This window comes from Oceanicoccus sp. (assembly GCF_029238675.1).
In the GTDB taxonomy this organism is placed as follows: domain Bacteria; phylum Pseudomonadota; class Gammaproteobacteria; order Pseudomonadales; family Dasaniaceae; genus Oceanicoccus.
Genome location: NZ_JAQWFR010000029.1, coordinates 72,897 through 85,133 on the forward strand (window position 1 = coordinate 72,897; position 12,237 = coordinate 85,133).

The 12,237-nt window shown below is 45.6% G+C and carries 12 protein-coding genes and 1 pseudogene; 4 read left to right on the forward strand and 9 right to left on the reverse strand.

The features are described 5' to 3' along the window. Positions 1-14: 14 nt before the first annotated feature. Together P8H32_RS10745 and P8H32_RS10750 are read right to left on the reverse strand one after the other, a co-directional pair. The gene (locus tag P8H32_RS10745) at positions 15-1,256 is read right to left on the reverse strand and encodes an ABC transporter permease (protein ID WP_297293139.1); all 1,242 of its coding nucleotides are present in this window, start codon (positions 1,254-1,256) and stop codon (positions 15-17) included. Then, complete coding sequence (locus P8H32_RS10750) at positions 1,256-1,936, reverse strand: ABC transporter ATP-binding protein (protein ID WP_297293138.1); 681 nt, start codon at positions 1,934-1,936, stop codon at positions 1,256-1,258. The genes P8H32_RS10745 and P8H32_RS10750 overlap by 1 nt, the downstream gene beginning before the upstream one ends. 86 nt (positions 1,937-2,022) lie before the next feature. Between P8H32_RS10750 and P8H32_RS10755 the strand changes: the two genes are divergently transcribed. Then, the gene (locus tag P8H32_RS10755) at positions 2,023-2,628 is read left to right on the forward strand and encodes a DUF3299 domain-containing protein (RefSeq protein ID WP_297293137.1); all 606 of its coding nucleotides are present in this window, start codon (positions 2,023-2,025) and stop codon (positions 2,626-2,628) included. Between the two features lie 4 nt (positions 2,629-2,632). Here the strand turns inward: P8H32_RS10755 and P8H32_RS10760 are convergent, their stop codons facing one another. The 4 genes from P8H32_RS10760 to P8H32_RS10775 are packed head-to-tail and all read right to left on the reverse strand — an operon-like array spanning position 2,633 to position 5,130. Then, positions 2,633-3,643 (reverse strand): GTP-binding protein, encoded by a 1,011-nt coding sequence (locus P8H32_RS10760; RefSeq protein ID WP_297293136.1) that lies wholly within the window; start codon positions 3,641-3,643, stop codon positions 2,633-2,635. Positions 3,644-3,658: 15 nt separating this feature from the next. Continuing rightward, a complete protein-coding gene (locus P8H32_RS10765) occupies positions 3,659-4,063 on the reverse strand; it encodes a MerC domain-containing protein (protein WP_301089367.1) in 405 nt (134 codons plus the stop codon). Positions 4,064-4,086: 23 nt separating this feature from the next. After that, positions 4,087-4,548, reverse strand: coding sequence for a Fur family transcriptional regulator (locus P8H32_RS10770; protein WP_297293134.1), 462 nt, complete (start codon positions 4,546-4,548; stop codon positions 4,087-4,089). Between the two features lie 3 nt (positions 4,549-4,551). Next, complete coding sequence (locus P8H32_RS10775; protein WP_301089368.1) at positions 4,552-5,130, reverse strand: DUF2796 domain-containing protein; 579 nt, start codon at positions 5,128-5,130, stop codon at positions 4,552-4,554. A gap of 228 nt (positions 5,131-5,358) precedes the next feature. Between P8H32_RS10775 and P8H32_RS10780 the strand changes: the two genes are divergently transcribed. Continuing rightward, positions 5,359-6,333 carry a nitronate monooxygenase family protein gene (locus P8H32_RS10780; RefSeq protein WP_301089369.1) on the forward strand — a complete coding sequence of 325 codons (975 nt, stop codon included), beginning with the start codon at positions 5,359-5,361 and terminating at the stop codon, positions 6,331-6,333. Between the two features lie 827 nt (positions 6,334-7,160). On the opposite strand, the gene P8H32_RS10785 is transcribed toward P8H32_RS10780, so the two are convergent. After that, entirely contained in the window at positions 7,161-8,345 is a 1,185-nt protein-coding gene (locus P8H32_RS10785) for an ATP-binding protein (RefSeq protein WP_301089370.1), read from the reverse strand. A gap of 179 nt (positions 8,346-8,524) precedes the next feature. Here P8H32_RS10785 and P8H32_RS10790 point away from each other — a divergent pair. Continuing rightward, positions 8,525-8,749, forward strand: a pseudogene (locus tag P8H32_RS10790) (transposase); the annotation flags it as partial. A gap of 899 nt (positions 8,750-9,648) precedes the next feature. On the opposite strand, the gene P8H32_RS10795 reads toward P8H32_RS10790, so the two are convergent. Further along, complete coding sequence (locus P8H32_RS10795; protein ID WP_301089371.1) at positions 9,649-10,464, reverse strand: metallophosphoesterase; 816 nt, start codon at positions 10,462-10,464, stop codon at positions 9,649-9,651. 22 nt (positions 10,465-10,486) lie between these two features. Further along, on the reverse strand, positions 10,487-11,470 hold the full coding sequence (locus P8H32_RS10800; RefSeq protein WP_301089372.1) for a hypothetical protein: 984 nt from the start codon (positions 11,468-11,470) through the stop codon (positions 10,487-10,489). A gap of 299 nt (positions 11,471-11,769) precedes the next feature. On the opposite strand from P8H32_RS10800, the gene P8H32_RS10805 reads away from it, so the two are divergent. After that, on the forward strand, positions 11,770-12,237 hold a 468-nt coding region (locus P8H32_RS10805; RefSeq protein WP_301089373.1), incomplete at its 3' end, for a hypothetical protein.

Here is a 12,237-nt window from a genome sequence, read left to right on the forward strand (position 1 = left end):
AACCTTAAAAGTTGCTAACGGCTTAACCTCGCATTTTTATAGGCAAAGAAGGAAGGAAGAGCAGCGGCAATAATAGTCGCGCCGATTATCAACAGGACAAAAAACAGCTTATTCCCTGACAATAGTGAGCGCCCCATATGCAAGCTAAAGTTTGCAGCCAGAAAGTCGCTACTTAGCCCCAAACTTAAATACAAGCCTGAAACGGCCAATAAAATACTCAACAAGCTAATCAACAACGCTTCCATTTCAATGATTAAAAATAGAAACACAGGTGATGCGCCAATAACTCGCAGCAAATGTATTTCATGCTCTCGCTCCCTGATCGAGGCTAACATCATCGCGCTTAAACCCAGCAAGGCAGCCATTAGAATAAGACCGGAAATAAGACGCAGGGTATTTTCCATCAGGCCCATCATTTGCCACAGCTCTGATAAAGCCACCCCCGGAAGAATGGCCGACAGCGGCTCTTTGCGATAATTATTAATATTACGCTGCACCCGAAATGTCGCCATTCTGGAGTTTAGGCCCAGCATAAAGGCGGTAATGGTTTTGGGCTGAAGGGCCAGCGATTCCAGTTGGTCGGTAGTGATAGTGCTGCCGGGCATTTTTACGCCCTGCTGCCAATCAATATGAATAGCTTCTATACCTTGTAAACTAATATGAACCGTCTGGTCTACCGGTGTGCCGGTAGTGGCTAAAATACCGGTGATTTTAAAGGGCCGGTCATCGTGAAGGCTAAAGCTGGTTTTACCAAGGCCGTGGGCCAGTACAATTTTATCGCCCAGTGAATAGCCTAACTTTCTGGCGACTTCTGAGCCGAGTACAACATCAAACAAATCACTAAAAGGTTTGCCTTCGGTAAAATCCAGTTGGCGCTTATTGCCATAGCTAAAGTGTTTAAAATAATCCGTGGAAGTGCCCATCACGCGATAACCCTTGTGGGAATCGCCCAGTGAGACAGGAATTGCCCATGCCACCCTGGAGTTATCGGCGATAGCTTGATAAGTCTCCCAATCAATATTATTGGTCGGTGAGCCAATACGAAAAACCGAATAAAGCAATAGGTTTAAGCTACCGGTCCTGGCACCTACAATCAGGTCGACACCTGAAACGGTGCTGTTAAAACTCTCTTTAGTTTGAGTGCGGATATGCTCAACACCCAGCAGTACAAAAATACTGACACTCATTGCCAGAATGGTCAGCACCACCGAGCCCTTTCGATTGAGTAAGCTTTTGGCGGCTAAGCGAAAAAACATCAGTGACCAGCTCCTGCCGTATTAATCTCTGCCAGGGCATCAATCCGATTAAAGTATTTCGCCAGCGACATATCATGGCTAACGAAAAGCAAGGTGGTGTTGTGCTCCGCGACCATGGCCATAAGTTCGGACATAAAATGATCGCGGTTGTCCTGGTCAAGGGAAGAGGTAGGTTCGTCGGCAATCAGCAGTTCCGGTTTATTGATCATCGCCCTTGCGATGGCGATACGCTGTTGTTGGCCGATGCTAAGGTTTGCCACCGGTTTTTGCCAATCGGATGGGGCAATATGAAAGCTGGATAATAAGGACTTGATATCATCCTTTAATGAGGACGATAGGTTTTCTTTGGCAAACTGGTGGGCCAGTGCAATATTATCCATCGCATCGAGATAGGGGATAAGATTAAATTGCTGGAAGATATAGCCAATATGGTCGGCTCGAAAACGATCCCGTTGCCGGCTGCTTATTTTATCCAGACGCTGGCCCAGCACAGAGACCTCGCCGGTATCGGCCTGTAACATACCGCTTAGTAGATTAAGCAGTGTCGATTTCCCGCCGCCGGAAGGCCCGTGGACAAAAACCTGCTCGCCAGCAGCAACGGCCCAGCTATTGATATTCAACACCCTCTTCCCCGGCGTGTCGGGGTAGCTGTAACAGACATCCTTTAATTGAATGGTCATAAACGGTTTAGTCAGTAATGGCTTGTCAACATGGAATGATACCCAGTATCATCCCGTGATGCGAAGTTAATTAACTGGTGTAAAGTTTGAAAGCGTTATCCTTCTATAAAACGGTAGTTTTGCTTTTCGTATTATCCGTGCTGGCCGCGACCACCCTACAAGCTTCCAACTCCCCTGCCAAAAAACCGGCAACACCCACTGAGTTTAAAACCATACAATGGCCCGATCTAATGCCCCAGGCAGATCTGGATGCCCTGTTAAACCCACCGGAATATCTGGCGAATATCGAAGACGGTTCAGCCGAAGATCAAATTAGCAGCCAGATTAGTAGCTCTATTGCCGCCGCCAAGGATGACCGCTACCAGCAGGCCCTGGTATCCACCAATATCAGGCCGGAAATGAATGGTCGGGGTATCCGCATTCCGGGGTTTATTGTGCCGTTGGAATTTAGTGATGACCAAGTGATCACCGAGTTTTTTATTGTGCCGTTTTTTGGCGCCTGTATCCATGTGCCGCCACCGCCACCCAACCAGATTATCCATGTGAAATATCCCAAGGGCTTTAAGCTTGAGGCTTTGTATAATCCGTTTTGGCTATCCGGTGTGTTAAAAACCACTCTAATAGAAAATGATATGGCAACAGCGGCCTATGCGATGGAAGTGCATCTGGTGGAAGAGTATGCCGAGCCGTAGTGTGTTAGTCGGCCTGTTTAATACAGGCTAATAACTGCTCTTCCCACTGCCCGCAAAGCTCGCTGGCAATAATTTCAATACGGCTTTCCATACAGTCGTCCAGTTCAATTTCGGTGAGTGCATCACTGGTCAGGTTATAGCCATAAATACCATTCTCAGTAATAAATACCGCTTTCATTCTTTCCGCGACAATACCATTTAAAAAAGCAAATAATTTATTGTGGTCAAAGACTTTTGTTGACTCAAAGCGCCAGCCAATACTGTGAAAACCCTCCCCTTGATTGACCGCCCTGATATAACCGCAGGCAGGTATGGGCTCGTCGTTCAGGTTGTTGCCAGTGGTGTTTTCTTGATGATGGTGGTGATGGGAGTGAACCGATAAACCCGTGGCGCCCTTTAATAAATCCAGCGATATTTTTCCCTGTTCGGCAAAAACAATGTCTACCTCGGGTGAGGCCTTGGCTTTAGCATAGCCTTCAAGCTGCGCCTTGTGTCCTGCTTGATAAAGGTCCTGTTTATTGCCAACAACAGTATCCGCAATAGCAATTTGCTGGTTAAAGGTTTGATGCTCTGTATAGCGTGTATCATCCAGTTTTCTGGCATCAACTAGCGTTATGGTTTTTTCAATGGCAAGCACCTCTCGATAATAGTCGGCGGTTAATACTCCCATCACTTCCCTCGGATGACCCAAGCCGGTAGGTTCAATTAATAAACGGTGGGGTCTGGCGCGGCTCAGTAATTGATTAAGGGCAATTTGCATTGGCAGGCCCGCTGCGCAACACATACAGCCGCCGGGGACTTCGCGAATATAGACCTGCTGCTCTTCACTATGCCGGCCTTGAAACAAACTGCCATCGACACCGATTTCACCAAATTCATTCACCAGTACTGCCCAGCGTTCATCACTGGGTTTGGATGCCAGTAAATGCAAAATAGCCGAGGTTTTACCCACCCCTAAAAAACCAGTAATAATATTAGTAGGGATGGCGATTAATTTTTCTTTGGGGGGAGTCATCGCAAGCCCTTGCGGTTATCGCTCAGCATGACACTCGCAGTGGCTGTGCTGGCATAGTCGATGATTTAACAGATGACCGGTGGCGATAATAATGGCACCGAATACCGTAAAGGCTGTTTCACCGCGCTCACCCAATAAGTCGTGACCAAAAAAGGCAGCGAAGATTAACAGACTTAAACCGGCTATGCCCAGTAACAGTACTCTATAGTCTCGATGTTTTTTACAGCCCATGCTTAGGGCCAGCAGACTGGTTGGGATAACAGCGGCAATCATCCACCGGTGAAAGGCTTCGTCTTCCAGATTGATGGCTGCGAAGGTAGGTAATAACGCCACGGCAAAGGGCACTGCCAGGCAGTGGAGTGTGCAAATAAAGGATAGGCTGATAGCCGTTTTATCAGCAATAGTTTGTAATTGTTTCATGGTAACTCAGTTTAATGGCGGTCTTAGGCGGCTTTATCACTACATTGATTGCAAAGACAATTGATTTCCAATTGCGGGCTAGCCAACTGAAAACCGGCCTCCTCTACCTTGCGTTTCAGAGTGTTGATAGTTGGCTTGCCAACGGTGATCTCTTCAACCCGTTGGCAGTCACCGCAGATTAAAAATTGTGGCACGCCATGATCGTGACCACAGGTGATATGGGCACAGGCAATATATTTATTGGCCAGGTTCAGTTTATGAACTAAACGCTCTTGCTGTAAAAAGTCGAGAATGCGATAAACCGACATGGGTGGCGGGGATACACCGTAGGTCTCTTTACAGTAATCGACCAGTTCATAAGCAGACATAGCGCGATCGGATTGTAATAAACCTGACAGTACCTGCTTGCGCTTAGCCGTTAATTTACTGCCATTGGCTTTGCAGCTTTGTTCCGCATGGTTAATGATGGTTTGTACTTTAGTCATAAATCACCTGATACGGATAAGATTGGATTGTGCGGTTAATGTTATCGCACCCTGTTGGCTCTCCGTCAACCACATCACCTCCAGTGTTTCGATAGCTGGAAACAGGGAGATCAGATTGGCCGAGACTGTCTCGAGTTCTTCTCCCTTTATGCATTCATAACTATAGTTTGCGTTGATCTCGCTATGGCTGTCGCGGTCTTTATGGCCATGGCTATGTTGGCCACCCTGTTCGATAACTGAAGACATATCGACCCGGGCTTGTTTTAAACGACAAGCGCTGCCGGAGAATAAAAACAGCTTAGCAGCTTGCAGGCTTGCCGTGGCTTTCTCGACGGCTTTTATATGCTTTTCAGATGTAGCCCTGTGTTCAAAGCCGACAATATTGATTGCCGGTGATTCAAGGCTTATTTCAAGGACATTGCCTTCCAGTGCCAGGGTCAATTGCGCAATACCATGCAGATGAGCTTGCTGTGCTGGCGCTGGATGCTTGTCGCTATGGCTGTGGCTAGCATGCGACTGAGGGGCGGCTAGGAGCGTTGAGCTAAGTAGCAAAGCAGCAATTAGGGAATAAGGTTTTATCATTGGCTAGCCCCAACTATATAAGGCCTGTATTACGGGTTATTTCAATCATGATATAACATATCATTTTTAGGGTAAAGCTCTAACTATGGCGCGCCTGACAACAGAACAGCAGGTTGCTCCAACTAATTTTTAACTATACTACCCCGCCAACTTATGTCACAGTCTATGCCAGAACAAACACGCACAAGCGGCTAAACTGCTGGGGCTCCATTCACCTTAGGGGGTACTATGAAAACCAAAATTACAGAGCTATTTAATATCGAACATCCCGTTATTCAAGGCGGCATGCACTACGTGGGTTTTGCCGAGATGGCCGCTGCCGTCTCCAACGCGGGCGGCCTGGGCATTATCACCGGCCTGACGCAAAAAACACCTGAAGACCTGGCCAATGAAATTGCCCGCTGCAAGGAAATGACCAACAAACCTTTCGGTGTCAACCTCACCTTCTTACCCGCTTTTACCGCACCGGACTACCCCGGCTATGTAAAAGCCATCATTGAAGGCGGTGTCAAAATTGTGGAAACCGCAGGCCGCAGCCCTGAAGCTTACATGCCCCATCTCAAAGAAGCGGGCATTAAGGTGATTCACAAATGCACATCCGTGCGACATGCGCTAAAGGCAGAAAAAATTGGCTGTGACGCCGTCAGTGTTGATGGTTTCGAATGTGGTGGTCACCCAGGAGAAGATGATATTCCCAATATGATTCTGTTACCACGAGCTGCCGAAGAATTATCAATTCCCTTTGTTGCCTCCGGCGGTATCGGCAACGCACAACAACTGGTGGCGGCTCTGGCCTTGGGCGCCGAAGGCATCAACATGGGCACACGTTTTATTGCCACCAAAGAAGCGCCCGTTCACGAGAATGTGAAGCAGGCCATTGTGCAGGCGAGCGAGCTGGATACTCGGCTGGTGATGCGCGGTCTTAAAAATACCGAACGGGTATTAACCAATGCTGCGGTGGAGCGTATAGTGGCAAAAGAAGCCGCCCTGGGTGACAAGGTGCAGTTTTCCGATATTCAGGATGAGGTGGTGGGTGTCTACCCCAAAATTATGAAAGAAGGTGAAATGGATATTGGCGCCTGGTCCTGTGGCATGGTTGCCGGATTGATTTCTGACACACCAAGCTGTCAAGAGCTGGTTGAGCGTATTGTCAACGACGCGGAAGATATCATCCGCAATCGTCTGGCAGCATTTGCCTCATAAGACTCATTCAGAAACCCTATTCTCGCAGGGACGCGAGCTGATGGAGAGATCGACGGCAGGAATCTTATCAACATCTGTCAGCCATGAATCCACACCCATATTTAACGTTAGACGACCTCGGTGAACCAACATACCAATTTCCCACGCGGAGATTGATGTTTGGTCCCATGCTGAAGCGGCTTAAGACACAATGCAAAACCAGGCACTATTCTTCCCTCTCTTTCCCTTTCAAGCGAAGCCAATATTTTTGGTTACTCAGATTTAAATCCGTTTTCTTTTGCCCATTCAATCATCTCTTCCAATCCACCTTCCATTTCTTCAAAAAATTTCCCAGAGCAAAAACCCTATAACTCCATTCTGCTTTTTCGCCACAACACTTAATACCCCCGAAAGACAAATTTATATCTTCAACTTTTCGTCTACTATTCCCACATTTTATGGATACTGAAAAATCTAACGCCTTCATCCAATGATTTCTTTTTTTAATAACAAGTAACACCGGTCGATTATGCCCTCTATTTTATCCAGCTCATTATCAAAACGCTGAGCCTCTTTGTAGAGAGTAAAATCCCAAGTTTCTTTACAGTACACAAAAGTTAAACACTCTTGAGAAAGTATTTCACAACGATATTTATGAGACTCCTCAACGTAATAGCTCAAATAATGCTCGTTATTACGGTAATCGTAAAGCAACCTTATTTTTATTAATAATGAGCGGAAACGAACTGTCTTTGCTGATACAGAGAAAACTAGTGTCACTTAAATAAACCAAGTACAACCAGGCCATTTACAAGTAAGCCCCCTACTGGGTCGAAAACGTCTAAGGCCTATTTACCCACTTCGGATAAAAAGTCAGTCAAGCTGATCGCCTCTGTATTATCAGCCAGTGTAAACCGGTCCTGCCCCGAGTAAATAACAAATTTTTTCGTGGCTTTAATATCTTCGCTTGCCAAATGAAAGCCTCTCGTTAACTTGGGAGAGGAGGATCGCTTAATCTCAACAGCGATAACGGCTTGCTTTGGTCCTTCCAGCACCAAATCTATCTCAGCTTGGCTAGACGTGCGGTAATAGCTGTATTGCCACTTGCTGGATAGACTGGAAACAATGCTTTCCAGTACAAACCCTTCCCAACTGGCCCCTAGCACGGGATGCCCTAACAAAGTCTCATGATCGGATATATTCAGCAAGCGATGCAGCATACCACTGTCACGGATATACACCTTGGGCGACTTAACCAGCCGTTTTTTGGTATTCCCTGACCAAGGCTGCAACTGCCTGACCATATAAAAGTCAGTCAGTATATCCAGATAAGAGCGGATGGTTTTATGGTCCACCTCAAGGCTCTTACCCAACGATGACAGGTTAACCTGCTGACTATGCCAATGAGCCAGCATACTCCAGAACCGCTTCATTCGTTCTGCTGGCACTCTCGGCCCCATCAACGGTATGTCCCGTTCGACATAGGAGGCAATAAAATCTGAGCGCCAATCCCAGCTTTCGTCATCATCGCCTGCCAGATAGCTATCAGGGAAACCGCCCCTGAACCAGAGTTTATCAACGTCAAAGCTGTCTGGGGCATGTTGATAGATTTCAGGGATAGAAAAAGGGCTGAGTTCCAGATAGCGAATACGACCCGCCAAAGTCTCGGTTGAATGCTGGAGCAAGTCACGGGATGCGGAGCCAAGCAGCAGGAAATGTCCTGCTTTCTCCCCTGCCCGCTTTCTCATATCGACCAGGCTACGCAGTATCCTGAACAGGTCAGGCTTACGCTGAACCTCATCGATAATCAGCAATTTGTTTTCAAAACGCTTGAGATAGTCTTCTGGCTCGTTGAGTTTTGCCAGATCAGAATCAAGCTCCAAATCCAAATAGGCGACTTCTTTATCCAACTGGTTATTAGCAATCTCAAGCGCAAGTGTTGTCTTCCCTACCTGACGCGGCCCCAATATGGCCACGACTGGCATGGTATGTAAGGCTTGAACAATATTGCTTTCTAATGAACGAGGTATCATTCTTGCATTCTGGCACCCAAACTCCCAAATTGCAAGGTTAAAGATTTCACCCTCTTACCGAGGACTCGTTGATTAACCTCATAGCGATCAATATCTGTACCCCGTCAGCACCATGTGGACCAAATAGCCTGATTGCCTAAGAGATACTTTTCGTTCATCGTTAACCTTAAGAGGACTTAATGATGACAAAGAAACGCAGTGCTGAAAAAATGGTACGAGATATACGCCGCCATACCCGTAAAAAATACTCATCTGAAGAGAAGATTCGCATTGTGCTTAAAGGCTTGCGCGGCGAGGAACCTATCGCTGAGCTGTGCCGCAAAGAAGGCATTAATCACAATGTGTATTATCGCTGGTCGAAAGACTTCATGGAGGCTGGGAAGAAGCGCTTATCAGGCGATACAGTCGGACTTGTATATGGAGCCTCGGAAGGATCGGATTAATGGATTTATCCTTTTGATAAATATAGGGATTAACTTACAAAGAAATAATTTATGCCCCCATAAGTGCCCCCTATCTGTAACTCCAGCCCCCGCAGGTATTATTACGCGGTCTGCATGGGTCATCCTAGATTTGAGGTCAGGCCAGCTTTTATAGTTCATGATAAAGCTCCTGCTTTTTCAATAACAGAGCTTAAAGATGATGGTTTTGTGATCGCATGGAAATCATGCACTGATGAATGTGGTATTTATGGAAAAATATACAGGGAAAATTAGATGCCATTACCTAATTGGCGCATTGTTGGCTTATAAGCTCTAGGCTTAGCAGCTCTCAAGCGCCGTCAATCTAGTTGACACGTAAACCTTCCAAAGCTCATCAGAACGCCTATATAACCCCGTAGCCCCCCTAGGCCACTTACCCAGGGGCATAGAGGGTTTGATGGCTATGGAGGCTTTGAAGTGGCTTGGGTTAGTAAAAACCGTAGACATTTTTGATCCGTTGACAACCAATCATTCGGACTATAACACTAGTAAACACGTTAGCAAGCAGAGCACATGGCGCCTAAAGCAGGAGATGACTTGCTCCTTCTCTGCCATTATTTAAGCCTAACTAGTTGATAGTTAGGCTTTTTTATTGCATTTTTTTCTATGAGACCGTCAATAAGACCGTCTTTTGTTTTTTCCTCAAACGACGATATCTATTTTGGTCGTTTCATTAACGTTTGTTCTAGAGTACAGCATAAAACTATTGGGCCGATTCTAGTGTTGGTTATTTTTCAGTCAGTATAGATTGTTGGTGTAAGGATGGATAGGGCCTTGCTAAGGAGGTATCTTTTTAAACCATCCAAGAATTTTTGCTACTCCTAATAAGTAAGTGTAATGAAGTCCCACTCGGCTTGGGCGTTGAACCTAAAAGGTAGGACGCTTGTCCCTACACCTGAGCTTACGAACAGTTGTATTTTGTCATCTTCATACATTCCACAATGAGCCTCTCTTGGTGCTGTTGTTGGCACATACATACCGCCATACCAAGGAATTGATATTTGACCGCAGTGGGTATGCCCTGCAAATATTAGCCCTTCCACCTTAGGATGGAATGCAGCGGCAGGATCATGCGTCAAACTTAACTTGAGCAAGCCTGCGCAGTCGGGCGGAAATTCAACATATTTAAAGTTATTAGTGAATGCGTCGCCGAGGCCTCTGATACAAATACCGACATCATCCAAAACAGACACTTGATTCTCCAAAACGATAATGCCTTTATTGCTGAGATGTTGACGCCATAACTCACCATTTGACCAATGGTCATGATTGCCTAATATGGCGACCACGGGTATCTCACCTGAGGACCCGAGGATGTCCGATATTTGATGACGTATTTTGGCGATAGCATCATTATTACCCCCGTTATCAATGTAGTCACCCGCAAGCATAATAACGTCGGGGCGTTTACTGATAACGTCACTCCATAAATCAGATAAGTCATTAATCGCATTGGGCGATGTTTTGATATGGAGATCACTAATCAAAGCTAAATGGTATGGTTTATCAGATATACCATCTTGGCCCGTGTTAATGGCTATGACATTTATCTTGGGCTTGGTATTACTGTATAGCTGAACGCCAATTGCAGCCACAATTGCAAATGTAATAACTAGTTTTAAATATTTACTCATCATTTAGCACTGTCTTTTGGCATGTTTAATTTCCATCACTAACCCCCCAGTCATAACGTAGCGCCATAATATTATCAATTAACTGCTCAAGACACATTCCTTCCCATTCAGTCATAATGTCATCAAGGGTTGCAAGTGCCGCATCATAACCATTGTGATCTCCGCCAGTATGAAAGTGTAAAGTATCAATATCGGCACAATAGGCGGCAATAATTTGTAGGAGCGGCATAAGTTCACGGTTGCCACCGTATGCACCACATCCCCAATATCCCGTATGTATTGAGACTTCGGCATCCTCGTTTATTTCTTTACTAAGTTTTACCGCTGCAGAAAACCCGGTGATTGCCGAAGCCAGAATGAATTTAATTTGGTCTCGCGTATATAAGCCAAAATCTGGCTGCGGTGACTCCATAGCAATGATATTAGTCTTCGTTGGAGGGCTAAGCAATGTTGTGGCTGTCCTAATTGCCTTATCAGAAGCGAACTGAAATTCGTTGCCATATAACCCATGTGGCCTCTCCAAAGCAGCATTTGGGTCAGTAGCTACTTCACATCGACGTTCCACACCAGTAATAAGAATTGGTGTGGCTTGACCGTTTTTTACCGTAGTGCGTTCAAGCTCTAAATCAAGGATTGCTTCGCGAAGACAGGCTAGGATGGGGTGCTCAACTACCTGCATTTCGTCTTGAGCAAATAAGGGTCCACCATAAAAACCGAACACATCTTCGTGAGCAAAATTTAAATGCCACTCAACACAGTTGTTCGATGAGGGAGGATATGAGAAATATCCGCTGTGCTTAACCAACTTAACGTCAGTTTTATAAACATCCTCAGGCAATCCCATCTGTGCCCAACGCGTATAACCAATAACAGGTGATTCAGTGTAATGCTCTTTCAGACCCAGCTTGAATACTATCGATTTATTTAAATCAGTGATAACCGGAGGGTACTGAGCGAACAGCTCGTTAGCATTAAACTGTTGGGTTAGTAAAAGCCTAGAATCATTCATGGTTTTCTCCTGTGGTATGCTTTTTAAAATACCATGCGCACTAAAAGGTTGGAAAATCAAATTTAGACCCAAGTATGCATATCGTGCGATTGACCAATACTTATTACCAACGCGTAAAGAAGTATTGGTATAGATTGCAACTCAGCCTACAAATAAGCTATAAATCCCTAAATATATTATTCTGTGCTCTACATATTTACAAATGTAGTTTTATGTGGTATAATGTATTCTCCATTTGGCGAAGCGCCTTGTGTAGCCAGACTAATAACCCCAAAAAAATAGTTAAGGAGCGAGTGACGATGCCTAGTTTGAATCTTCAAAATCGGTCGAATCAGCAACTTATGGTAATGCTACACAACATTATGCAGCACCGGGATAAAGCAGCAGCTGAAACTAGAAAAAAAATCCTTTATCAAGAACTGGCAAATCGCAATAAAGCCTTTTGCTCAGGCCAAGACATTGACGTTATGCCCAGCGATGGCGCCTTATCCGCATTCGGTTACCACGTGGGGGACGGTGGAATAACCAGACCCGAAAAACGCCAGTTAATCCTTAAATACGTACTTGAAGCGCCCATCCCTCCCTTAGTTGATAAGGATTATACAAAGAGCTGGGGGCTGCCAAATAGCGTCAGTCGCAAAGAAAAATTATTAAGGACACTCAAAGGTTTGGCCTCAGGCGTCAAAAACAGAGGAGCTTATGCGCGCGATAGTTATGCAAGAGCACTATCACACTGGGAGCAAGACATTAAATATGTGCAAGGCCTT

Coding starts and splice junctions, on each gene's coding strand:
- P8H32_RS10745 (WP_297293139.1), bottom strand. CDS start 1,256: ATGTTTTTTCGCTTAGCCGCCAAAAGCTTACTCAATCGAAAGGGCTCG.
- P8H32_RS10750 (WP_297293138.1), bottom strand. CDS start 1,936: ATGACCATTCAATTAAAGGATGTCTGTTACAGCTACCCCGACACGCCG.
- P8H32_RS10760 (WP_297293136.1), bottom strand. CDS start 3,643: ATGACTCCCCCCAAAGAAAAATTAATCGCCATCCCTACTAATATTATT.
- P8H32_RS10765 (WP_301089367.1), bottom strand. CDS start 4,063: ATGAAACAATTACAAACTATTGCTGATAAAACGGCTATCAGCCTATCC.
- P8H32_RS10770 (WP_297293134.1), bottom strand. CDS start 4,548: ATGACTAAAGTACAAACCATCATTAACCATGCGGAACAAAGCTGCAAA.
- P8H32_RS10775 (WP_301089368.1), bottom strand. CDS start 5,130: ATGATAAAACCTTATTCCCTAATTGCTGCTTTGCTACTTAGCTCAACG.
- P8H32_RS10780 (WP_301089369.1), top strand. CDS start 5,359: ATGAAAACCAAAATTACAGAGCTATTTAATATCGAACATCCCGTTATT.
- P8H32_RS10785 (WP_301089370.1), bottom strand. CDS start 8,345: ATGATACCTCGTTCATTAGAAAGCAATATTGTTCAAGCCTTACATACC.
- P8H32_RS10795 (WP_301089371.1), bottom strand. CDS start 10,464: ATGATGAGTAAATATTTAAAACTAGTTATTACATTTGCAATTGTGGCT.
- P8H32_RS10800 (WP_301089372.1), bottom strand. CDS start 11,470: ATGAATGATTCTAGGCTTTTACTAACCCAACAGTTTAATGCTAACGAG.